This is a genomic window from Sporosarcina thermotolerans, assembly GCF_042658975.1.
GTDB classification, from domain to species: Bacteria; Bacillota; Bacilli; order Bacillales_A; family Planococcaceae; genus Sporosarcina; species Sporosarcina thermotolerans.
In genome coordinates this window covers 1-23386 of the sequence record NZ_JBHSRM010000027.1, presented here as the reverse complement: position 1 = coordinate 23386, position 23386 = coordinate 1, and the positions used below count along the sequence as shown (strand labels likewise).

At 39.7% G+C, this 23386-nt stretch carries 24 protein-coding genes, 1 pseudogene and 1 riboswitch; of the genes and pseudogenes, 14 read left to right on the top strand and 11 right to left on the bottom strand.

Annotated features, from left to right (window positions below):
* Nucleotides 1–13: 13 nt before the first annotated feature.
* Complete coding sequence (gene brxL, locus ACFPZG_RS17225; RefSeq protein WP_317941305.1) at nt 14–2071, top strand: protease Lon-related BREX system protein BrxL; 2058 nt, start codon at nt 14–16, stop codon at nt 2069–2071.
* 69 nt (nt 2072–2140) lie between these two features.
* Here the strand turns inward: brxL and ACFPZG_RS17220 are convergent, their stop codons facing one another.
* The 3 genes from ACFPZG_RS17220 to ACFPZG_RS17210 all read right to left on the bottom strand — a co-directional run bounded on the left by ACFPZG_RS17220 (nt 2141) and on the right by ACFPZG_RS17210 (nt 8946).
* The gene (locus ACFPZG_RS17220) at nt 2141–5923 is read right to left on the bottom strand and encodes an RNA-directed DNA polymerase (protein ID WP_381428183.1); all 3783 of its coding nucleotides are present in this window, start codon (nt 5921–5923) and stop codon (nt 2141–2143) included.
* A gap of 774 nt (nt 5924–6697) precedes the next feature.
* Entirely contained in the window at nt 6698–7744 is a 1047-nt protein-coding gene (locus tag ACFPZG_RS17215) for a threonine aldolase family protein (protein WP_317941303.1), read from the bottom strand.
* On the bottom strand, nt 7741–8946 hold the full coding sequence (locus ACFPZG_RS17210; protein ID WP_317941302.1) for a cation:dicarboxylate symporter family transporter: 1206 nt from the start codon (nt 8944–8946) through the stop codon (nt 7741–7743). The genes ACFPZG_RS17215 and ACFPZG_RS17210 overlap by 4 nt, the downstream gene beginning before the upstream one ends.
* 206 nt (nt 8947–9152) lie before the next feature.
* On the opposite strand from ACFPZG_RS17210, the gene ACFPZG_RS17205 reads away from it, so the two are divergent.
* A complete protein-coding gene (locus tag ACFPZG_RS17205; protein ID WP_381428215.1) occupies nt 9153–9401 on the top strand; it encodes a hypothetical protein in 249 nt (82 codons plus the stop codon).
* 77 nt (nt 9402–9478) lie between these two features.
* Here the strand turns inward: ACFPZG_RS17205 and ACFPZG_RS17200 are convergent, their stop codons facing one another.
* A complete protein-coding gene (locus ACFPZG_RS17200) occupies nt 9479–9601 on the bottom strand; it encodes a nucleoside triphosphate pyrophosphohydrolase family protein (protein ID WP_283734310.1) in 123 nt (40 codons plus the stop codon).
* 377 nt (nt 9602–9978) lie between these two features.
* Between ACFPZG_RS17200 and ACFPZG_RS17195 the strand changes: the two genes are divergently transcribed.
* The 6 genes from ACFPZG_RS17195 to ACFPZG_RS17170 all read left to right on the top strand — a co-directional run bounded on the left by ACFPZG_RS17195 (nt 9979) and on the right by ACFPZG_RS17170 (nt 14149).
* Nucleotides 9979–10686 (top strand): Ltp family lipoprotein, encoded by a 708-nt coding sequence (locus ACFPZG_RS17195; protein ID WP_283734311.1) that lies wholly within the window; start codon nt 9979–9981, stop codon nt 10684–10686.
* 230 nt (nt 10687–10916) lie between these two features.
* Nucleotides 10917–11744, top strand: a complete 828-nt coding sequence (locus ACFPZG_RS17190) for a hypothetical protein (protein WP_317941301.1) — start codon at nt 10917–10919, stop codon at nt 11742–11744.
* Nucleotides 11745–12029: 285 nt separating this feature from the next.
* Nucleotides 12030–12530 (top strand): HNH endonuclease, encoded by a 501-nt coding sequence (locus tag ACFPZG_RS17185; protein WP_381428178.1) that lies wholly within the window; start codon nt 12030–12032, stop codon nt 12528–12530.
* A 150-nt stretch (nt 12531–12680) separates the two neighbouring features.
* Entirely contained in the window at nt 12681–12860 is a 180-nt protein-coding gene (locus ACFPZG_RS17180) for a hypothetical protein (RefSeq protein ID WP_283734315.1), read from the top strand.
* 399 nt (nt 12861–13259) lie between these two features.
* Complete coding sequence (locus ACFPZG_RS17175) at nt 13260–13784, top strand: PDDEXK-like family protein (RefSeq protein ID WP_283734316.1); 525 nt, start codon at nt 13260–13262, stop codon at nt 13782–13784.
* A complete protein-coding gene (locus ACFPZG_RS17170; RefSeq protein ID WP_381428175.1) occupies nt 13781–14149 on the top strand; it encodes a topoisomerase DNA-binding C4 zinc finger domain-containing protein in 369 nt (122 codons plus the stop codon). The genes ACFPZG_RS17175 and ACFPZG_RS17170 overlap by 4 nt, the downstream gene beginning before the upstream one ends.
* Before the next feature lie 792 nt (nt 14150–14941).
* On the opposite strand, the gene ACFPZG_RS17165 is transcribed toward ACFPZG_RS17170, so the two are convergent.
* Entirely contained in the window at nt 14942–15331 is a 390-nt protein-coding gene (locus ACFPZG_RS17165; protein WP_283734601.1) for a beta-eliminating lyase-related protein, read from the bottom strand.
* Between the two features lie 220 nt (nt 15332–15551).
* The gene (locus ACFPZG_RS17160; RefSeq protein ID WP_317941300.1) at nt 15552–15731 is read right to left on the bottom strand and encodes a hypothetical protein; all 180 of its coding nucleotides are present in this window, start codon (nt 15729–15731) and stop codon (nt 15552–15554) included.
* 590 nt (nt 15732–16321) lie between these two features.
* On the opposite strand from ACFPZG_RS17160, the gene ACFPZG_RS17155 reads away from it, so the two are divergent.
* Entirely contained in the window at nt 16322–16456 is a 135-nt protein-coding gene (locus tag ACFPZG_RS17155) for a hypothetical protein (RefSeq protein WP_317941299.1), read from the top strand.
* 77 nt (nt 16457–16533) lie between these two features.
* Here ACFPZG_RS17155 and ACFPZG_RS17150 read toward each other — a convergent pair whose 3' ends face one another.
* Nucleotides 16534–17541 (bottom strand): IS1595 family transposase, encoded by a 1008-nt coding sequence (locus tag ACFPZG_RS17150; protein ID WP_317941298.1) that lies wholly within the window; start codon nt 17539–17541, stop codon nt 16534–16536.
* Between the two features lie 147 nt (nt 17542–17688).
* Nucleotides 17689–17789: riboswitch (purine riboswitch) on the top strand.
* A gap of 126 nt (nt 17790–17915) precedes the next feature.
* On the opposite strand from ACFPZG_RS17150, the gene ACFPZG_RS17145 reads away from it, so the two are divergent.
* From ACFPZG_RS17145 to ACFPZG_RS17130, 4 genes are all read left to right on the top strand, one after another.
* Nucleotides 17916–19211, top strand: a complete 1296-nt coding sequence (locus ACFPZG_RS17145; RefSeq protein ID WP_283734319.1) for an NCS2 family permease — start codon at nt 17916–17918, stop codon at nt 19209–19211.
* A 271-nt stretch (nt 19212–19482) separates the two neighbouring features.
* Nucleotides 19483–20139: a reverse transcriptase-like protein gene (locus ACFPZG_RS17140; protein WP_283734320.1), complete on the top strand. Its 657-nt coding sequence runs from the start codon at nt 19483–19485 to the stop codon at nt 20137–20139.
* A gap of 604 nt (nt 20140–20743) precedes the next feature.
* Nucleotides 20744–21166 carry a hypothetical protein gene (locus tag ACFPZG_RS17135; RefSeq protein ID WP_317941297.1) on the top strand — a complete coding sequence of 141 codons (423 nt, stop codon included), beginning with the start codon at nt 20744–20746 and terminating at the stop codon, nt 21164–21166.
* A 29-nt stretch (nt 21167–21195) separates the two neighbouring features.
* Nucleotides 21196–21600, top strand: coding sequence for a hypothetical protein (locus ACFPZG_RS17130; protein ID WP_381428171.1), 405 nt, complete (start codon nt 21196–21198; stop codon nt 21598–21600).
* A gap of 106 nt (nt 21601–21706) precedes the next feature.
* On the opposite strand, the gene ACFPZG_RS17125 is transcribed toward ACFPZG_RS17130, so the two are convergent.
* The 4 genes from ACFPZG_RS17125 to ACFPZG_RS17110 form a co-directional block, all read right to left on the bottom strand.
* Nucleotides 21707–22162, bottom strand: a complete 456-nt coding sequence (locus tag ACFPZG_RS17125) for a protein-L-isoaspartate O-methyltransferase family protein (RefSeq protein WP_381428169.1) — start codon at nt 22160–22162, stop codon at nt 21707–21709.
* A gap of 60 nt (nt 22163–22222) precedes the next feature.
* A complete protein-coding gene (locus ACFPZG_RS17120; protein WP_283734324.1) occupies nt 22223–22351 on the bottom strand; it encodes a YvrJ family protein in 129 nt (42 codons plus the stop codon).
* A gap of 64 nt (nt 22352–22415) precedes the next feature.
* On the bottom strand, nt 22416–22634 hold the full coding sequence (locus ACFPZG_RS17115; protein ID WP_283734325.1) for a DUF2922 domain-containing protein: 219 nt from the start codon (nt 22632–22634) through the stop codon (nt 22416–22418).
* Between the two features lie 20 nt (nt 22635–22654).
* The gene (locus ACFPZG_RS17110; protein WP_283734326.1) at nt 22655–22873 is read right to left on the bottom strand and encodes a DUF1659 domain-containing protein; all 219 of its coding nucleotides are present in this window, start codon (nt 22871–22873) and stop codon (nt 22655–22657) included.
* 391 nt (nt 22874–23264) lie between these two features.
* On the opposite strand from ACFPZG_RS17110, the pseudogene ACFPZG_RS17105 reads away from it, so the two are divergent.
* A pseudogene (locus ACFPZG_RS17105) lies at nt 23265–23386 on the top strand (transposase); the annotation flags it as partial.

Sequence of the window (23386 nt, the reverse complement as noted above, 5' to 3'; positions counted from 1 at the left end):
AGGGGGTGTAAGCATGGAAGAACGATTAGAGGGGACTCTGACGTTGGATCTCGATAAAAAGTTGAATGAAGCATTTGCAGGTCGTGTCGTCCGTAAAGACTTGACAAAGCTGATTAAAGAAGGGGCGAACGTCCCTGTCTACGTCCTTGAATATTTGCTTGGCATGTATGCAGCTACGGATGATGAAGATAGTATCCAAGAAGGTGTTGAGCGTGTTAAGAAAATCCTTTCAGATAACTTTGTCCGGCCAGATGAGGCGGAAAAAATTAAGTCGCGAATTCGTGAGTTGGGCCAGTACACCATAATAGACAAAGTTACAGTCGCTTTGAATCCGAAAATAGATACGTATGAAGCAGAGTTTTCGAATCTTGGACTAAAAGGTGTTCCAATCGCTTCAAATTTTGTAAAAGAGTACGACAAGCTTTTAGTTGGCGGCATTTGGTGCATGGTAAAGATTGATTACTTTTATGATGAAGAAGTGCGGGTAATGAATCCATTTAGTGTAGGTAGCCTGCAGCCGATTCAAATGCCCAATATGGATATCAATGAGGTGTTTGAAGGTAGAAGACAGTTTACGAAGGATGAGTGGATTGATGTGTTAATCCGTTCGACCGGGATGGAACCGACGCAATTGGAGGAACGGGTGAAGTGGCATCTTTTGCTACGACTTGTTCCGCTTGTCGAAAATAACTATAACATGTGTGAACTTGGACCTCGTGGGACAGGGAAATCGCATGTGTACAAAGAGATTTCGCCGAACTCTATTTTAGTGTCAGGTGGTCAGTCTACCGTTGCTAATCTTTTCTACAACATGTCTACACGAAAGATTGGACTTGTCGGTATGTGGGATTGCGTCGCCTTTGATGAAGTAGCGGGTATCCGCTTTAAAGATAAAGATGGCATCCAAATTATGAAGGACTATATGGCATCAGGTTCATTTGCGAGGGGAAAAGAAGAGAAAAATGCTTCTGCATCCATGGTGTTTGTCGGAAACATTAACCAAAGCGTGGATGTATTGCTAAAAACATCCCATCTATTTGCCCCGTTCCCAGAGGAAATGGCAAATGATACGGCGTTCTTCGATCGGATGCATTACTATATGCCAGGTTGGGAAATTCCGAAAATGAGACCCGACTTCTTTACGGACAAGTACGGATTCATCGTCGATTATATCGCTGAATATTTCAGGGAGATGAGGAAACGGTCCTTTGCGGATTCCATTGATAAGTATTTCAAGCTTGGCAACAACTTGAATCAACGGGATACAGTAGCTGTTCGCAAGACGGTATCGGGTATGGTAAAGCTCATTTATCCAAACGGAGAATACACGAAAGAAGACATCGAAGAAATCATCCAGTACGCAATGGAAGGTCGCCGTCGTGTCAAAGAACAGCTTAAGAAGATAGGTGGTATGGAGTTTTACGATGTCATGTTCTCTTATATTGATAAGGAATCATTACAAGAAGAATATGTCTCTGTCCCAGAACAAGGGGGCGGAAAACTTATCCCAGAAGGCATGGGCAAGCCAGGACATGTCTATGTGGTCGGACATGGCAACTCAGGCATGATTGGCGTGTACAAGCTTGAAAACCAGGTTGTGAGTGGAACAGGGAAGTTCGATAAGTCTGGGGTCAGTTCCTCCCGTGAGGCAAGGGAAAGCCTGGATACGGCATTCCGTTACTTCACAGCGAACAGCAAAAGTATCAGCAATGCAATTAGTACGAAAACTAAAGATTACCTCATGCATATCAGTGACCTTCAAGGTATTGGACTGACGGACGAACTGGCGATTGCTGAACTAATCGGGCTATGTTCGGGGGCATTGGATAAGCCTGTTCAAGAAAGCACCGTTGTGATTGGCAATATGACCGTCGGCGGTACGATTGCAAAAGTAGAAGAGTTTGCGAACGTATTGCAAGTATGTGTCGATGCAGGGGCGAAGAAAGTTTTGATTCCTGCTTCATCTGTAATGGACTTGCAGACAGTTCCACCTGATTTATTGGTCAAAGTGCAGCCGGTGTTTTATGCCGATCCGATTGATGCGGTGTTTAAGGCTTTGGGGGTTGGGTGAGGAAGTAAAGATAAAAAGCAGCAGCCATCTAAAGTGATGGCTGCTGCTTTTTATGATAATAAAAATACCCTAAGTCATGTCCCATAGCCTTCCCTTATAGCCTGCCGGATGTGTTTTTACTTCCATACTTAACTTCCTACTTTTTATTGTTTTAAAAGAACTAGCATCTAAATCAAAAATACTGATACCAACTTGTTGATTTCCATGCAAGTGGGCGATGATGTTATTATGTTTCGTATATGGGGCTTGTGCTGTTGAGCCACCAAACTCACCTGAATTAGCTAAGATTACAGGTTGATACATGTGATATTGCAATGCAGCAACCATATTGTCAAAAGTTTGAATATCCTTATTCAAAGCAGATACTACAAAGATATCGGATATATCTCGTAAATCAGAGACTAATGCCAAATCTGTTGCATCATAACATATTGCCCCAGAAATTCGTATTTTATTATTATTACCGTCTGTCATTTCAATAAGTATCTGGTAGGGGCGGTGTCCCTTTATATTCATCTGAGATTCTGCCTCAGTCACGTTTGCTTTTCCTTGATAAATATAATTAAATTGTCTTCCGCTTTTTCTATCATCCCGCAAAAGCCATAGAGCTTGATTTCTCAGTTCACCCGACTTTTTATCACTTATGAAAGTTAGACCTGCAAAGATACAAGCCCCTGTTTCTTGTGATAAACTCTCCAACAAATCAAGATCATCCAAATGTATAGATAGCTCAGGGAAGATAATTAAATCAATTTTATTTTTTGTGATTTCATTATCGGTTAGATTGGTTGTTGATGCTTGAGCGCGAATTAAATTACACATAGCAGCTAAGTGTCTTCGGTGTGTTTTTCGATCATTTTTCGACCAATTTTCCGGATCTTTAGTATTTATATCCGTTATTTTAGGAAATAGCGTTTGTGCGATTGCTATTTTAAGGGAATCACCCGCTTTATCAGGATCACTATTAACTGGGATAACGTAACTAGGTGTATTTGATAACTTACCGAAAATCTCTCTTTGAAATTTAATTCGTTTATTAATCAGCTTATTGAGACTTGCAGCAGTTTCTATGGACGCTTGCGAAATAGACCTATCTATTAGTTCGATACCCGGCCACTGAAGTAATTTTAAGAGCAACTCTGATAACCATGGAGTGACAGGAAAGTGATCATCGAATAAACCTTTTGGCATATTATTAATGCCGAACCTTCTAGTATAGCTTGTTGAACGAATACCACGATAGCTGTCTTGCTCTTCCTGAATTAGAAATTGGGTTGTTGTATAATCATACTCACCTGTTAAACAAGATCTAAGTATTTTCCCAAGTGAATAAATCCACATTCTTTCTTTAGGCACCCACTCAGGGATGCTTTTTTCTATTGTGAACTTGTCATTACCAAGTTCAATCTTTATATTGCTTTCAAGATTGTTAATATTCCTCCAATCTGTGCAACTTATATTGAAATCAATAACGCCTGCTCCATCTTGTATAGCTTTAATATTTTTAGGTTGCAAGAGTTCCTTTATTAATAATAGAAGAGCATTCTCTTGTTCAAAAGGATTATTGTCAGACATAATTACTCTTAGCAGGCTGATGGGTTTATTTCGTACCAGATTAATTTCTTTCTTTGAAAGATTCTTTAAGAACGTAGTAGCGCTTTTCGACATGATATTATCAATTTTAATAAGCAATCTCTTAGATTGGATTGAGGTATATAAATTGTGCAACATATTTGCATCCGTTATTAATAATAAATTGTATATCTCTTCATGAAACTCTTCTTCAATGTTGTTTATCCATTTGACAAACCATGAGTTAAACCTCTTAGGCGAGGACTTAATGTGCTGAATAATTAAAGCCATTGAAAGCTGATCGTGTATACTAGTTGTATTCGTACTAGGGATTCTGTAATTCGCACAATCAATTAGACATTTATATTCAATCATTTTATCTTCGTTTTTCAAATTGATATCATTATGACCAACTGAAATCAAATAGATAACTGCTGATTGTGCCATGTACCAGCAATCTTCATGATTATCTAAGACCTCTTTAGCAAAGACTGCCAACTCTTCTTGGAAGTCGTTAACATCCGCCTTGAGCGGATAATAGCTACGGCTATTTTTTCCTAAGTACCTAGCAGCAGCGAATAATAAATCTGCTGCTATATACTTTGCTACGTAATTTTCACTGTCGGGGATTCCTTTTTTGTTATTCAATTTCAAGCGTATAGCGTCCAGGACAGGTACAAGCAACTTAGGGTCAGGATACAGATCCAAAGCAATCTTAAGTAGATTGTGTAATGAAGGGTTTTTTGCCCAGCATGCAATCAATCTGCGTGCAGTAGCCTCGAATTCATGGTCCTGTTGAGCTGGTTTCAATTCAGTGACCATCGATTGTTGCATTCTCAGCACTTTATCCATGCGAGTTGCAACGAAGCGTTGCATAGTATCATCTCTCACATCAAGCTTCGGCTTTGAAATAAATGACAATTCAAGTTCATTATGCACTTCAGAATTGGGGGTTAATTGCAATGAGAGCTCCAATAGGCTTTGTAAACTATCAAATGCACTTTTTAGCGATTCAACCGTCGGTGTAACACTGATAGCTCTTTGAGTATCTTCCATAATAATTGATAGACTAGATAATGTCGATGCTTGAGCGTAATTCGTGATTGTAACTTTATCATTTAGCTCTAATTCCTTTGTTGTTCCAATATTCTTAACGTGAGCCAACAATTTATCGGAAATTATTTCTCTCAATAGCTTCTTAAGATAATCTGCTTCCTCGGAAGACTCAACTACAAATGACAAATCATCAACATATCGACAGTAATCTCGTATTTTTAAATTTGCATTTAGTTCATCATTATTAATCATTTCCCCGATTGAAATATCAAAATTCAATAAGTAGGCATTGGAAAGAAAGCCACTCGCTACTAGACCTTGTGGTAAACCCAAAGATTGTTCTGTTACTGTTCCATTAGTGTTCTCCCATTTCCAAGTAAATATCTTACTAACTAAATCTTTATCAAATTGCATGTTGGCTTCTTCTGCTATCTTATGTAATATGTTTACTAATGCGTCAGTATCAATAACAGTGAAGAACGATTTAATATCAAAAGTTATTATGTACAACTCTTCATCGGAAGTACCTAAAGAAGAATAGAATTCACATATTTGCCTTGGCCTTTTTAGGAACAATTTATAGTCTTCGAAGTATTGTCTGTATGTTTTAGAGTTTCCCCATGAAAATATTGCTATATCCTTTTCTTCTTGATCGGTGGTCCAATTGCAGTGTAAACGGTTTCCGTAGCTATATACATTCTTCTTCTGTGCCTTTAAAAAGTCTTGCTCTTCCGAAAACCCTTGAGCAGTTTCTATTAAATTCGCCATGGTCATCATCACTGCAGTGGAAAGAGTTTGGTCTCGTATAGAAACATGGGCTAAAGGTCTTAAATAGTCTGATTCATCCTTTTTTGAATCCTTATCTTTTATCTTCCACAATTCCTGGCTGTCTGAAGGCATTTTGACAAAATGCCATTCTTGGTTTTTGGGTGCAGGTATACATTTTAAAGGATGTGTCGTAAAGTCATCATTTAAAGAAGATCCCCACTCGCCTAGCAAACGTTCAATCTGAATGGTTGTTTTATCAAGCTCTAGAATATCGGCATACCAATTTGCTCTCCGAATATAAGAATTTGATTTTTTCCAAGCCTGAGACAATATCACCTTATCTGTAAGGAAATCAGCAGTAGGAGATAAATCAATATACTTTTGCATAATCATAGACATTTCTTTTACCCCTTTTTGATAAAGATTAAAAATAATAACTTGATTTAATACAATCATTTCCGGGTACCAGGTTCTCATTGAATTTCAAATTGTTTTAGAATCTGGTTCCCTAATTTTCATTTCGTTAGTAACTTAATGTTCTTATTAATCTTACTATGGTAGAATGATTGTGTGCAACCGGATATTGTTAGGGTGGTTGGTTGTCTCTCTTCTTTCCTTTTCGGAAAGGAGGTGATAATCATGGAAACATTTCTTGAATTTCTACGAGAAGTCCTGAAGGGAGTGGTGCGTGCTATAAGCGCATATTTCTTTCGGATACACGTTTTAGAACACAAGAAAACCACCCTACGCCGTAGCAAGCCAAAGGGTGGTTTTCGAAGAAAATAACTTAATTTGACAACCAACATCCTGACGGTTATGGTTGCGGGGAGAAGTTGCTTGCACTTCTCTCTTTTATTATATTCCTATTATACCTAAAATAAACCCTTAAGAGAAGTGAAAAGATTATAAATCATTTGAGTCCCATGTTTTCGAATTATTCCAGAACCCGGCACCATTCACCATTTCAATACCAGAATCCCAGCAATTTTAAAATAATTCCATAACCGTGCACAACACATAGAATTATATAATTGTGCGGCACCTTTCTTTACCCTCACGCTCCATTAGTTCCCTAAAAGTACTAACTACATAATTTTTGGTACCAGGTTCTTATTGAATTTCGAATTGTTTAAGAACCTGGTACTATTTTCAATTTAAATACCAGGTTCCCATCAATTTTATGTTCCACCACCGTGCACAACACAATATATAATTATGTGGCATCTTTCCTTATCTTTTTCCCTCAAGTAGTTCCCTAAAAGTACTAACGACATAATCTATCTGATCATCTGAAATCAAATAATGGACAATTATCCGAATCTTTTTCGACCCTATCTTTTTCACTTTTATCCTTTTTTCTTTAAGATCATTAATTAGTTTATCGGCATCCATTTCACTTTGAAGTATAGTAACCGAGATAATATTCGTTTGTACATCATTCAAATTAATGAAGAGCCCCTCTATGGAAGATAGCTTCTCCGCCAATTGTTTTGCCTTATCGTTGTCCTCTTTTAATCGATCAATCATATTTTCCAAAGCGTAAATCCCGGGAGCTGCGATTATTCCGGCTTGTCTCATGCCGCCGCCAAGTCTTTGGCGGTTTATTTTTGCCTTTTCGATAAATTCTTTTGTCCCTACAAGAATGGATCCTAATGGACAACCTAATCCTTTTGTGAGGCAAAATTGAGCGGCATCTACATACTTGCATAACACTGACGGTTGTACTCCTAACTCTACTGAAGCGTTAAAAATTCTCGCTCCGTCAAGATACACAGGTAACCCGTATTGCTTCGCGACTTCTTGAATCTCTTTCATGTTTTCAAGGGTAACAATTTGTCCAAGGTTTAAGTTGTACGTATTTTCCAAAGAAATTAATGCTGTTTTAGCCCTTTGGATATCGCCCCTAAAAATAGAGGACTCTACAAGCTCGGGATCGAAATATCCATTCTCTACATGAATAGGCCTTGCTTGCACTTGTGATAACGCTGATATTGCGGCTCCTTCTAAATTGTAGATATGAGATTCGCTTCCAAGGATAATTTCCTGCCCCCTTGTTGAAAATCCCATTATCGCAATCTGATTTGCCATGGTGCCGGATAGGACGAGCATTGCGTCCTCCATGCCTAATAGGTCGGCGGCTTTTCTTTCTAATTCATTTACCGTAATATCTTCCCCCATAATGTCGTCCCCAAGTGTAGCGTTTGCGATTGCCTCCATCATTTGGGGTTTCGGTAGGGTAACGGTATCACTTCGAAGATCAATTTCCTCAACGATCATACGGTTTCACTCTCGATGTCAGTTGAACTTGTAGATTCCTGACTTCCGTTTTTTTCCTTTCCGAAAAATCGGTTGATGATCATAAGGATTGAGCCGTCACCTGTAATATTTGTAGCTGTCCCGAAGCTATCTTGAATCATGAACAGCGCTAACATTAGGCCAATCGCTTCATCACCGAATCCAAGGGTGGACTGTAATATTCCGATTGCAGCCAAAGCAGATCCACCTGGCACACCTACAGCCCCAACCTCAATTACACCAAGAATTAGAATGAAAGAGATGATCAGTCCGACTGGGGGTAGCTCGCCACCTGTTAAGAGAGTTACTGTGATTGCACTTATAGTTAACGTCATTGCAGCGCCTGAAAGGTGAACGTTTGCTGTCAGTGGCATAACAAAATCTGCAATCTTTTTATTGATGAACGGAATTGTCCGTGCTTGTCTAAGGGAAACTGGCATTGTAACAGCACTCGACATTGTTCCAAATGCCGTGAAATAGGCAGGTAGCATTGCTTTAAAAACAACCAACGGATTCTGCTTGGAAATCATTCCTGCCAGCGTATACTCAATGATCAGCCAAATAACTTGCATGATTACAATTAAGACAAGCATTTTACCGAAGACCGAAATCGTTCCAAACAATGCACCCTTCGCAGCGATACCTGCAAAAATACAAGCAATAAAAATAGGGAGAACTGGAATGATGAATTTTTGAATGACACGCTCGACTACGTTTCTAAATTCAATTACAGCACCAGAAAGGATTGGTGCTTTCCCCCATGTAGAAGCCATTCCGATAATAATCGCCAATACCAAAGCCGAAATAATGTTCATCAGTGGCGGGATATCGAGGGTGACAAAAGGTGCACCAATTGCAATGCTTTCAACGACCTGGCCAGCCTGTATAGCAAAATTCGGGATAATTAAATAGGCTGCCGCTGCAGCAAGTCCACAAGCTATTATCGTATCCAAATATGAAATCCCGATCGTGAAACTTAATAGCTTTCCAGCCTTTGTCTCAAATTCTGCAATACTTGCCGCAACAAACGCAAAAATGATTAAAGGAATAAAGAATTTAATGAGGTTACCCAATAGCATACTTCCGGTTTCCGTAAATCGGATCATCCAGTCAGGGCCAAAGATTCCTATCAAAATACCGATACCAAGACCAAGCAACAATTTCGGAATAAGACCAAACTTCATATACTCTCCCCCTATCTAATGTATGGTACTGCGTACAATAGACTATATGCTTGGTTACTAAAGGACATGTATGCTTGCTTGAACATATGTTCTAATTGTGTTAAAATTTAGTCAATATATTAACGACTGCTATAAACATAAGGGGGATTTTGTATGGCAGACATTGAAAAGATAGTGAACATACCTTTGAGCAATACAAGCATGTAATTGAGTATGGTGAGGATTTTTGGTTTGCAAGGGATTTGCAAATTGTTCTTCGGTACAAAGAATGGAGAAACTTCATTAAAGTTATTGAAAAAGCAAAATCTGCTTGTAAAACCAGCGGTAATGGGGTTTTAGACCAACTTGTTGACGTCAACAAAATGGTACGTCTTGGAGAACCCGGTACCCTTTCCTTGAGAGTGGGGAGCACTTCCTTCACACCGGATTTCATGACAAATGCGGTCATCCAGTAAATCGTGTCGACTTCAGCCGTTAGGCGCTTCAAATCAGCTAACAGATTCCGGGTCACCAGCCGCGGCTTAGTCATCGTTCACTTCCACCATGTAATGCGCTCTTCAAATCCTCCACGTTTCGCCGCCATCTCCCCACGCACGGCTTCTAAATCCTTGACAGTCTTTTCGTGGAACTTCGCAGCCGCAAGTACCTCCAGCAAATCGGCCAGCTCCTCTACTGCCTCTTCCGGTTGACTTCTTCTATGTATTTCACGTCATCCAGTTATGTCACACACGTCTTCTCAATCCCGTTCGATGATTTGTGGGGTTAGGTCGCATACAAGTTTATTGTATATTGGCATGTGGTGTCTCTCCTTTTGTGTGTTCTCTTATTGTTTAACATAGTGGGGAAATTGGAGGAGTTTGAATAATTACCAAATAAGTAATATTACTCATTTATATAGGATATATTACATGCGGTATGATACTATTGAATTAGTGGGAATAATGTGGAAAAAGTAGATTCAAATGGTTGCGTTGATTCAATGCTAGTTCCATTTTTAAAGCTTTAGGAAAACAAATTTAGGAGGTATGGGAGATGAAAGAGCAGAAAAGAATGAAAAAACCTTTTTACAAGAAGTGGTGGGTTTGGATAATTGCAATTATCTTTGTCATAGCTATTACTACTGGCGGCGGCGAGGAGGATAAACTTGAATCAAATGCAAAAAAAGAAGAAGAGAAAGTAGCTGTTAGTGTAGGAGATAAGAAAGAAAAGCCGGAAGAAGAGAAGGTAGAAAAAGAGGAAGAACTGGAAGAGGCAGACGAAGTTTCAGAAGTCCAAGATGATGTTCCTAAAGAGTTTAAGTCAGCGTTAAGTAAAGCAGAGTCTTATGCTAAAACCATGAGCATGTCCAAAGACTCAATTTACGAGCAGTTGACTTCAGAATTTGGAGAGAAGTTTTCAGTGGAAGCTGCTCAATATGCAATGGATAATTTTGAGTATGATTGGAAAAGTAATGCATTAAAGAAAGCCGCAACTTATTCAAAAACAATGCATATGTCAAAGCAAGGGATTTATGACCAGCTTGCTTCAGAATATGGCGAAAAGTTTACTGATGAAGAGGCCCAATTTGCAATCGATAACTTGATATCAGATTACAACAAAAATGCCTTAGAAAAAGCTAAGACATATCAAGATACGATGAATATGTCTCCTGAAGCTATAAGGGATCAACTGACTTCTCCATATGGGGAAAAATTCACTAAAGAAGAGGCTGACTATGCTATCGATAATTTGGATAAGTGATGGTTTTAGTAAAGATATAGCGCAGACTAATGGAATTTGGACAGTTCTTGAAAGAATTTCAAAAAAACAGGGTGAGAAACAAATAAAAAGGAACGGACGAGCTAAACGCCGTCAGTTCCTTACGTAGAGTGTATTACGCGTGAACTAAGCGCCACGAGTAGATACATTCCTTATTTAACGTACCCTAATTATGAATGAATTATGTATTTGTGTCAAGGGGGTAAGAATTTTTGGACAAACAATTTGAAAACTACACCGATTTGACTATATTTTTTGATGAAAGCGGAAAAACGAAAACTGATAAAATCCAACTAATGGGTGGCCTATCTTTGCCAAGTAGAATCTACTTTAGTAATCAATTTCTCTCTTTACATCGATTAAATGAATCCTACAGATACCACTGGTCTGAGTACAAAGGGGACTATAAGCAGAGGGAGGGTATTCTGCTGCTTTTCGATATCGCATCTTCCCTTGCGCCATTTGGACAGCTTAATATCATTCGTTATTCCCGACAGAACCTAATTATTCAAGAAAAAAAGTTTAGCACATTTGATCCAGATAAGAAGGGCAATGAGATAATGACGAATATGTTATGCACGAAATTACCTGAAAGAATCATGTATGGATTACTAAGGGGGTATGACCCTTCAAGTCCAATCCGATCTACTTTATATATTGAACATGCAAATGAATATGTATCCTTAAATTTGGCAGAGAGTATGAAGTTACAATTAAATATTCATGCTCTTTATCGCGGCGAGCCATTCTACGTTCACGAATGTGGTTACAGGAAGAAAGGCGAAGAAATTGGGGTGGAACTTACTGATATTTTACTGGGAATTGTTAGAACCATCCTTGAAAATCCAGATTGCGAAAGCAGGAAGAAGAGAGAGCAAGTTAAATTAATAGTTGAATTGTTGAGGACGGAGAAACTTCAACCCTTCTTGAATCGATTAAGATTGTTTGAGTTGATGAGTTCAAGTGATTTACGAGAAATTGATATTAAAGCCAGCGTTAAAATGTTTATTGTGAAAAACTATGAGATCTACTTTGATTAATACTCTGTATTTTAAAATAGAGTGCATTTGGTGTACCAGGTTTTCATTGAGTTTCGAATTATTTTAGTACCTGGCACACTTCGTTTTTTAAGACCTATCTTTATACCTTTTATCGGTGCATCGCAATCACTTGGTTTGTAAGACGTGTATTCCGTATAAGTAGTTATTACCCTACATTTTTATTTTAATAAAAACCAGGCCGGAGGTGATGAAGTGGGGGTTTCCGTAGGCGACTTCTGCACTCTCTATAAACAATGCAAAATATGCAATGAACTTAAACATAAGATGAAATTCCCATCAGGAGGCGGAAGAAAGAAAAGCGGCGGAAAAAGAAAGTCGTACTGCTATGATTGCAAAGAGCGCAGGCATGAAAGGACTATTGAACCCCTTCAGACATATAGTTATGACACATCTGCGCTCGATGAAAGCAGTGACATCACGATCCGAGGTCGTGACTTGAATAATCGTAAATATAAAAGTGTCGTAAGCTATGAAAAAGCAAAGAGGTTAGTGGAAGAGGGCGCTGCGGGAATCTATCATAGTACGCTCATTCATCATTTTTATCATAGAAGACTCCTAAAGTCGATTATTTTAGAACGTGATCAACTTACATGCCACTATTGTGGAAAGTATGGAGATACTATTGATCATAAGCTGCCAAGGTCAAAAGGCGGGCTTAGCACGATTGCAAACTGCGTTTGTGCTTGTTTAACGTGTAATACTAAAAAAGGTGACATGGCGTATGAAAAATATATGGCAAAGATTAGATTTCAGGTACCAGGTTGAGCGACCGAGCAAAGTTGCAGCATATAGCGGGTGGGATTCCCGCCGGGTAAGAATTAGCCATTCGCCCGTAGCGAGTCTTGGAGGATGAGGGGTAACCTTCATCTTTAAGCGGGTGGACAAGGGAATACTCTTGAAAAGGTGAATGATAAAATGTTACGAAAAGACGACGAAAATTTTGAAGGTCAATTCCCTGACGGAGTATTTGCAATTCCGAAGGATAACGACGAGCCGCGTATTAAGGTTAGGGCCCTATTTAACTATTGTGAACAACGAGGAATAACTCCTGATCAACTATCATGTGAAGAGTTGGAGAAATTTATGGAAAAGTAAGTAGATACTTGTAAAATGGGAAGCTGTGCGAAAAAATATTTGCCAAATCACAAAAAAATGTATAAGTATTAAATGATAGGCGATTGGTGCAGCGTTTTCTTAGTTTGCAACATTTCACGTACCAGGTTCTCATTGAATTTCGAATTGTTTTAGAACCTGGTACCTCGCACGTTTACACTCGCAGCATTGATTGTAGCTATATTGTCGTTTAACCCATAAAAAATAATCCATCCTTGAGTGTCTAGCTCGCATAGGATGGATTATTTCACCTCGGGCTGATCCCCCTTGAAGGGAACCTGCTATTACAGACCGCTTAATGTTCACAGCATTAGGCGGTCCTTTTTAGATTGGTTATTGAAACCAATTATATGCCTGTTATCTTTAGTATAGAGATATTTCTTGGTCTTTACAACCAATTCCCTTTCCAAACAATTCACTTATTTACATAACCACTTCAACCGTTTTAATCCATTTAAAGTTCTGCAAGTAGATAATTATGAAATCCGACATTCCAATGTATTGGCGTGGTTGATGGATCCGGGCCAGAATCATGATTTGGGTTCATATTTCATTAAGAAGCTTATGGCAAAAGTTTTTGTCAATCCTGCTAATTATGAGGATGAAGACAAGATTGCTAATTATGATGTACTTCAACTGAGCCGTCATTCTTACCATGACCTTGTTGTATTTAAAGAGTTGGCGACATCTAATCGGAAGCGAATCGATTTATTAGCTGTTTCCCACTTGCATCAAGTGGCGGTTTTGATTGAAAACAAGTTTTGGTCCACCGAATCTGAAGGGCAGCTTGAAGAATACATCGAGTTTGTTCGAACGGCTTATGCTGGATATAAAATCATCCCGGTGTTTTTGACATTGCAGGATGAGGAGCCTAATTTCGAGTACCAGGTTCTCATTGAATTTTGAATTGTTTTAAAACATGGTACCTTTTGAACTTCCAGCGATTTTTTCAAAATAGGGAGAAGTCCATTGGCGAAGCGGAATTGAAAGATATTGGCAAGAAAATCGAGCAGCTGAATGTCACAGATAATAAAGAGAAGAAAGCACTGAAGAAAAAGCATAGAGACACGACAAGAAATGCAACGGGAAGCAGGCAAGGAAAGAGTCGTATCCCGGTAGCCAAAGCTGTTAGCCCTGTCACTTCACATTCATCTTCGACAACCAAGGAGTGTCCGAAATGCGGGGCAGCTATGACTTTGAAAGCAGGACGAAATGGGAAGTTTTATGGGTGCGGCGGGTTTCCGGTGTGTCGGTATACGGAGAAGGGATGACTTGCTATCTAAAACAAATTGAAAATGTACTGACAATGCACCCACCATTATTAGATGAAGGTCTTACATTATTGCAAAGGCAGCTGGACAAAATTTTTGGTACCAGGCTCACATTGAATTTTGAATTGTATAAGAACCTTGTACCCTTCACTAATTGAATTTCAATTTGTTTAGGAACCTGATACATTCACTAAGTGCGGCTGATGGTGTAGTCTTGGCAAGAAGAGCAAATGGGTGGAAAGAGTGGAAGGATGAGATTGGAAGTACCTTAGATCAGTTTAAGCGACAGAAATAGTGGATAGAAGGAAGGTCTCGGGGTCTGCACATGTTACTATCAATGAGTTGAAGTCTGTATGGGTGACTAATTGAACCCCCTTTTTTTATATGTAACTTAATGTTCATATTAATCTTACTATGGTAGAATGATTGTGTGCAACCAGATATTGTTAGGGTGGTTGGTTGTCCCTCTTCTTTCCTTTTTGGAAGGGAGGTGATAATCATGGAAACATTTCTTGAATTTCTACGGGAAGTCCTGAAGGGAATGGTTCGCGCAATAAGCGCACATATCTTTCGGATACACATTCTAGAATACAAGAAAACCACCCAGCGCCGTCGCAAGCAAAAGGGTGGTTTTCGAAGTAAATAAAAATTCTTTGACAACCACCACCCTGACGGTAGAGGTTGCAGGGAGAAGTAGCTTGCGCTTCTCTCTTTTATTATATTCCTATTATACCAAAAATAAACCTTCAAGAGAAGTTAAAAGATCTTAAATCATTTGTATGATATCTTTCGTTATCCCTTTCCCTCCAATAGTTCCCTAAACCTACTGACGACATAATCAATATGTTCATTTGTAATCAAATAATGAACAATCATTCGAATCTTTTTTGTCCCTATCTTTTTCACTTTTATTCTTTTTCCTCTAAGTTCATTGATTAGTTTATCGGCATCCATTTCATTATGATGTATAGTGACTGATATAATATTTGTTGGTACATCAATCAAGTTAATGAATAGACCTTCTATTGAAGATAGCTTCTCCGCCAATTGTTTAGCCTTGTCGTTGTCATCTTTTAATCGTTCAATCATATTTTCCAAAGCGTATATTCCTGGAGCAGCAATTATTCCGGCTTGTCTCATGCCACCGCCAAGTCTTTGGCGGTTTAATTTTGCCTTTTCGATAAATTCTTTTGTCCCTGCAAGAATGGACCCTAATGCATTTCAGGTACCAGGTTCTCGTTGAATTTCGAATTGTTTCAGAACCTGGTACCAAAACTCAAAGTTGGAGAAAGTCGTCTGTTCTACTTTTTCTACGTTGGTATTGGAAATTTTGTACATGGCGGATTCCTCCTTATGGAATTGGGGCGTTTTGGTAATTTGAATGTACCATATATAATGATATCTACAACCCAAAATCTGAAACAAACTCCTTAATGCGCTCTTTCGACATTCCTTCAGCCGCCAAATCCGCAACAATCGCACGTCGCATCTGTGCGATTTTATCAAGTTCCTTTACTTTCTCATACGCCTCCACCCAAACCATTTCGCGCCCCCTACAGATACAAAAAATAACCTTTTTCATCTACATTACCACCTATACAAGTTGTATTTTTAACGCAAGGTTTTCATTTTTGTTCAATTGCAATATACATAGGGTTTTTGGAATTTGCTACGCTGCGAATAGATAAGGGGAAGAAAGGTTGGGCTATCTAAAATGGAATCGATTATTTCCCACGGTTTATCGTTCATTTCCCGGAAGTTATCGATCATTTGACGAAGGATATCGTTCATTTCCCAAAATATATCGATCATTTCCCGTGCTATATTGTCGTTTTGTTACTATTGGCCTATATAGATTTGAACAGTGTGATTCAAAGCAAGAAAACGACTTATCGGAAACAAGTTCTCATTGAATTACGAATTGTTTCAGAACCTAATACCTATTTTAATAGGCTGTTTTCTCAAAGTTTGTTGCTTTTGAAAACGCTTTGTTAAATATCCCTGTCGAAAATGAAACTTATCACTCATTAAGAACGTTTTAATATTATGGATATTATTGTTCAATTAACGGGAAAGGTTTATATAATAAGAATTTGCAATACTATTTTAGAGGTACTTACTTTGGGTCAAAGTATCTCTTGTCAGTACGATTAATTAGGGGGCTAGATAGATTTGAAGATGAATAAAAAAGGATTCGGTAAGTTTTTAAAAATGATTTTTTTCTCTGTCAGTGGAATATATTTAGTTTTTGCAGTTGTAGGTTTAGTTGTAATGGTATTGTTTACTATTTCCTATTTCGCACAATAAAGAAATAGCCATCTACACCTAACTGGGTGCAACAGGTGAAAAAAATGCTACAAAAGAGACCTTTTATTGGTCTTTTTTTATGCACTTCTGAGTATCTCCACAGTTGTTTTATTCGATTTTTGACACGCTGAAATAAGCATTTGCTCTACCCGATTTTCAAATGATGAATTCTTGCCGAGGTCAAGCCAACGGAACCAGTAGAGGTAGTTGTCAAGATACTTAGTAGCAACTCCTTGAAAACGTACCATCCAAGCCTTTAAACGATTGTGGAAGTTGTTGACGTGTTGGATGTGATAGATACCCTTCTTAACACGTTGTTTTTGACGTTCATTTACCGTTTCGTGCTTGAGTCCCTTTATTTTGGCGAACTTCTTGTAATTCGTGGCTGTATCTGTACATAACAAAGCAGACGGGTGAATGTATTCACCTATCACCGTGTCAATCTCTTCGGCTTTGGGGCGACCTCTTCCCGCAATGCGGGCAATCACACTTCCATTTCGGTCTTGTGCGACCACAACGGCAATTTTGAGGTTGGATATTCCACGCTTTTCGTCTTTCTCCCCACGTTTTTTCGCTTTCCTGTGAGTGATTTCCTTTCCTTTCATAGACTCACGAAAGAAGGTTTCATCACTTTCTACGATACCTTGTAGTTGATTAAAGCCTTGGCTTCCTAATGCATTTAGGATTTTATGTCTCCAGTAAAAAGCCGTAGATATATGGATTTGTAGGCGTTTGGCGATTTTCGGCAGTGTATAGCCTTCAACCATCAGTTCAATGTATTTGACCCACTTCTCGGGGTAATGTGAGCCTGAAAATGGCGTGTTTGTCATATCATTGAACGATTTCCCGCAGTCACTACACAGGTACCGTTGTCTTGAGCGATATTTGCCATTACGTTTAACTGTTGTACTTCCACAATGAACGCAACCCAAACCAGAAGCAAAACGTGCTTCACGAATGCTTTTGAGTAGTGCTGTAATTTTATTGGGGTCATCTGGGAACAAGTCCTGTTTCATCGCTTCAAACAACGCCAATTGCTCTGATTTGGTTAAATCACTGAAGTCTTCATATACATCTGTCCACATGCTTAAACGCCTCCTTAACCATAGTGTATCAACCTTTTAACAGCATGGTCAAGAAAGCAACAATCTATACGAAAACAGCCTTTTAATATACAAAAATAGTTTATTGACGTTCTACCCTAAACTTGTTATCATTCATCTATTATTTATTTAAAAAGAATAGAAAGACCTTGTATAAATTCAAGAATACGGCTTGAAAGTTTCTACCAGCTACCCTAAATGGCTCGTCTACAAGGAATGTGAAAGTAATGCAATTTTATATTCCTTTTTGTAGAAAAGACTTTGTCCAATCTAAGGCCAAAGTTTTTTATTATATAGGGCATAATAGTATGAACTGGCTCGTTCATTCTTTACTTTAGCAAATAGGAGATTACACCATGAGAAACTTTTTTAAATTTACGGAACGGAATACTTCCTATAAGCAGGAAACACTGGCAGGCGTGACAACCTTCCTATCCATCGCGTATATATTAGTCGTCAATCCACTGATCCTCAGCCAAGCTGGGATGGATAGTGGTGCTGTCTTTACGGCAACCGCGCTTACTGCGATTATCGGTACACTCCTTATCGGGTTGCTTGCGAACTTCCCCATCGGCATTGCACCCAGTATGGGATTGAATTCATTTTTCACTTTTTCTGTCTGTATTGGGATGGGCATACAATGGGAAGTCGCCTTGACGGGTGTTTTTATTGCAGGCATCATTTTTATGTTGTTAAGTGTCATGAAAATCCGGGAGAAGATTATTACGATCATCCCTTTGAATTTAAAATATGCAATCGCTGCTGGAATTGGGTTCTTCATTACCTTTATTGGGTTGAAAAATGGAGGGCTTATTATTGCCAATCCGGAGACATTTGTTTCGATTGGTAACTTAACATCCCCTACGACCCTACTCGCCATTATTGGCTTGGTTATTACGATTGTTATGTTAGTGCGTGGAATAAATGGAGGAATTTTTTATGGAATGATCATTACTACGATTATTGGAATGATTGTTGGATTAATAAATGTTCCATCGGAAATTATTGGAAGTATACCAAGCTTGGAACCCACATTTGGTGTCGTGTTTTCCCATTTAAATCAGATTTTCACTCCTGAATTACTTGCAGTGATTTTCACTTTTTTAATCGTTGCCTTTTTTGATACGGCGGGTGCTTTAATTGCACTGGCCAGTCAAGCGGGAATGATGAAAGGGAATACGGTGCCGAATATAGGAAGAGCCTTGCTTGCGGATTCAACCGCTAGTGCAGTTGGCGCTATATTGGGAACATCCACACCTGCTACGAGTGTTGAATCTTCTGCCGGCATTGCAGTCGGAGGTAGAACAGGCTTTACATCTGTCGTTATTGCTGCTTGTTTTACGATTGCTTTGTTCTTCTCACCGTTGTTATCCGTTATTACATTGGAAGTAACAGCCCCTGCGTTAATTATTGTAGGAGCATTAATGGCAATGGAAATAAGAAAAATAGACTGGAGCAGGCTGGAAATTGTGATTCCATCCTTTTTAACGATCATCATGATGCCCCTCACTTCTAGTGTGGCAATGGGTCTTGCATTTGGTTTTATTCTTTATCCACTTTGTTTAATAGCACAAAAGCGGTTTAAAGAAATTCATCCCATTATGTATGTGCTTTGTTTGTTATTTATACTATACTTTGCTTTTATAGTGTAGCTTCAGTTTAGAGTGCTAGGTTCTCATTGAATTTTAATGTAATGAAAAGGCTCCCCAGCCAAGCTGGAGAGCCTTTTTCGTTACCAGGTTCTCATTAAATTTCGAATTGGCTATAACCTAACACCCTTCACTATTTTTTGGGCATGTTCGAATGGAAATCCTGTTCTTGGAGAACCGTAAGACTTGGTGAATCCTTTTTGGAATAAAATCTGAGATGGTGCCAATTAAATCGTCCCCCATTAGCCAAACTATTTTTATTGGAGGTGATGAAATGATTGTTTTACTCACATGGACGTATAGATCACCGAAGGGAGCGGAGACAATCTTTCGGTCCGAAGAAATGTCAGCGGAGCAAGCTGTATTAATCGCGGAGGATTTGGCGAAGACGGGCCGCGCAAAACAGGTGAACTTCGTCGATCGATTTGACAGTTCATGGACACTTAAAGAGTTGAAGGGTTATTTGAAAGGAATTGAAACAGAGCCGCATAACATCATCGTCTATTTCGATGGGGGGTTCGATTGGGAAACGAAGGCGGCCGGCGTAGGTTGCGTCATTTATTACGACCAAAATGGGAAGTCCTATAGACTTAGGAAAAATGCGTCTATCACTGGGTTAACTTCAAATAACGATGCTGAATACGCTGCACTTCACCTTTGCCTGCAAGAGCTTGAATTGTTAGGAGTCCATCATTTACCTGTCCGTATTATCGGTGATTCAAGGGTTGTCATCAATCATTTAACTGAGGAATGGCCGGTGATTGAGAAGGACTTGTACAGTTGGGCAGAAAAGATTGAAGAGAAAATGGACGCACTTGGACTTCAGCCTGAGTATGAGCTTGTTTCAAGGAAGAAGAATTCCGAAGCAGATCGTTTGGCTGTCCAAGCATTGGCTGGAACCGAGATTATGGCTACTATTGAAAAACGCTAACTTGGTACCAGGTTCTCATTGAATTTTGAATTGTTTTGGAACCTGGTACCTTTTACAATGGGTGTGGACATTCCTATATCCCCTCTATTAATTTCCCAATATCCTTTTAACACACTCTCATAACTGCTATTTTCTCTTCCTATATAATCTTTTCTTAAGCTACTGCTTCCATTTTAGTTTAGCAGTTACATTCGTCTCCCAGAGAGCATACACCTATTTAGGTCTAACATTAAACATCCCTCAAATTACTATTATCTATAATATTTTCACAATCAATCATTGTCATTAATAAAAAAACTGCATAAATACACCATCGTACTAGTTTGAAAGCATAGAGAGCTTATCCATTATGTTCATAAGATAGTAATAGAAATAAATAGGAGGTGATTTACATTGAAATTTTGTGGAGGTTGCGGTTATTCTAGCAATTCATGTATTTGCTTGTCTAAGTATGGTAACTATCGGAGTCATAAAGTAACAGGCGGCTCTAAAAGAGCAATAGTGTGCAAAGGCTCCCATTCATTTTGTTGTCCAATAGCAGGACCACCTGGACCTCAGGGACCTCAAGGACCCATTGGCCCACCTGGCCCACCTGGAACTCCAGGTGGACCACCAGGACCTGCTGGCCCACCTGGACCTCAAGGTGAGACAGGAGCCACCGGCCCAGCTGGCCTTACTGGCCCTCAGGGACCCATTGGCCCTCAAGGTGATACAGGAGCTACCGGCCCAGCAGGCCCTCAAGGCCCTCAGGGATCTGTTGGACCCCAAGGCGAGACTGGAACTCAGGGAGCTCAAGGACCTCCTGGACCTCAAGGAGCTCAGGGACTTCAGGGGCCTGCTGGACCACAAGGCGCGACAGGAGCCACTGGCCCTCAGGGAGCCACTGGCCCACAGGGAGCTCAAGGCCCTCAGGGTGCTCAGGGGCTTCAGGGCCCTTCTGGACCACAAGGTGAGACAGGACCAGAAGGCCCTCAAGGAATTCAGGGAGCTCAAGGACCTCAAGGACCTCAAGGACCTGCAGGATTAGTACTAGACTATGCAGACTTTTTTGCATTGATGCCCCCAGATAATGCTGCAACAGTTCCACCAGGTGGAGACGTAGATTTTCCGGCAGAGGGGCCTAATAGTGGCGGAGGAATTTTCCGTACGGGTGCCGATACATTTAACTTGACTGATATTGGCACCTATCAGGTCTTTTTTCAGGTGAGTGTGACTGAACCTGGTCAACTGGTTCTAACTCTTGATGAAGGAGCTGGAGCTGTTGAATTTGAATATACGGTAGTCGGCCGGGCAACCGGTACTTCTCAGATAGTAGGAATAGCTCTTGTGCAAACGTCAGTCACAAATACAATACTCACCGTGCGAAATCCCGCTGGAAATACAACGGCACTTACCATCACTCCTCTCGCAGGAGGAACAAATCCTGTTTCAGCACATCTTGTAATTACACGTATCAGTTAAACGAGTAAAAAAAATGAAGTATTCAATACTCAACTTAGCTGCAGGTAACAATTTTTTGGTACCAGGTTCTCATTGGATTTTGAATTGTTTTGGAACCTGGTACCTTTTACAAATCAAGTTCCGACGTCATTGATACTTTCCCTCCAAATGCTAATTGGTCTACGAGCTCGGGAGGGACTTGGGCAGCAGCGGCTGTTACCATAATGCGGTCGTATGGAGCGGATTCTTCCCAAGCGTTGCTCCCGTCATCTAACTTGAAGTGGATGTTAGAGAAACCGGCTTCGTCTAGTCGTTCCTTTGCCCGTTCATGCAGGGCGGCAATTCGTTCAATTGTATATACAGCGTTCGAAAAGGCAGCTAAGAGGGCAGTTTGGAAGCCGGAGCCCGTTCCAATTTCGAGCACTTTTACATCATGTTGCAAATCGATTGCTAATGTCATTTCGAGGACGAGGGAAGGCTGGGAAATGGTTTGTTCATACCCGATTGGAATGGCCTCGTCCATATAGGCGAATTCTTTGAGTTCATCCATGAAGAAGCTGCGGTCTAGTTTTTGAAAATACATTAAATAACGTACCAGGTACCCGAACAGTTCTGAATTGAATGGGTGCCTGGTACCTTTCTTTTACTTCACCTTCAAAGAAACAAGCGCATTGTGTATGGCCTCGAGTTTCGTTTCAAGCCGGTGCAAGAGATAAAAGGATACAAAAATCGGAAATCCGATTTGCTGTATCAAATTTAGCCATTGTTCCATTTTGAATGAAACCTCCTTCCGATAATAGTAAAGGCTCCCCAGCCAAGCTGGAGAGCCAATTTTGTTATGCATTTACCAGTTCATCTACAGTACGTTCGATAATGCGAGCGCCTCTTACGGTTGCAAGAAAAGAGCCATCCACTTCAAAAACTTGTGAATCGATAATTTCCTGCATGGCTGCTTCCACTTCGGCTGGTGTCAAATCAGCGCGTGGCTCGTCCACTGTTAGGGATGTCTGTTTTCCCACAGCAGTCGTGAAGTTCAATTGTAACGTTTTCGCCATTCTTCATCTCCCCTTTCCAATTAGTTCATAATGTCTGCCGTTTCTACTCGTTCTGCTCCGATTAATGGATATTCGGAGAGCTGTGCCAATTGTGTAAGGGCGATGTATAGGCTGTCAGCCGTCACCCCTTCTGCGATGTTACGGTAGGACTTCGACTTTTTGATCAATTTCCCATCATGCGTCATCCCGCCGTCGAAATACACCTTTCCAACTGCGTTTCTGAATTCGATCGATGCCATTTGCTTTCCCCTCCTTTCACGTACTATATAGACTCGAAAAGGTGAAAAGGATACTTTCTTCGTGACACGTTTCCAAACTATTAGCTTGTTAAAGTTAGGGAAAATTTTTCTTTTTATATGGTATTATTGTAATAGTTGAAAGAATAGATACATTTTCATGGTTGTCTATAGATGAGGTATCAAATGTATTTACGTGAATGGCATATATAACATTCGAAACTTTATCAATTTCCGACAGAAGACTCCCACTTCAAGGAATGTGAAGGGCAAAGCCCAATAAGTAAGTGGGAGATGAATGTCGGTTAGGCATAAGCCTAAAGATTACTTTGTTTGAATACTTAGTATTTTAATAGTATAATTAGTGTTAAGCAATAGAAAGGCTGACACTACAATGAAATTAGATAGCAACAACCATTCAGTGTTCTTACTGTATTATCATCTTGTTTGGTCGTTAAATACAGAAAAAAAGTTTTCAATGATGAAATGTCTGACTACGCAAAGGACATGTTTGTA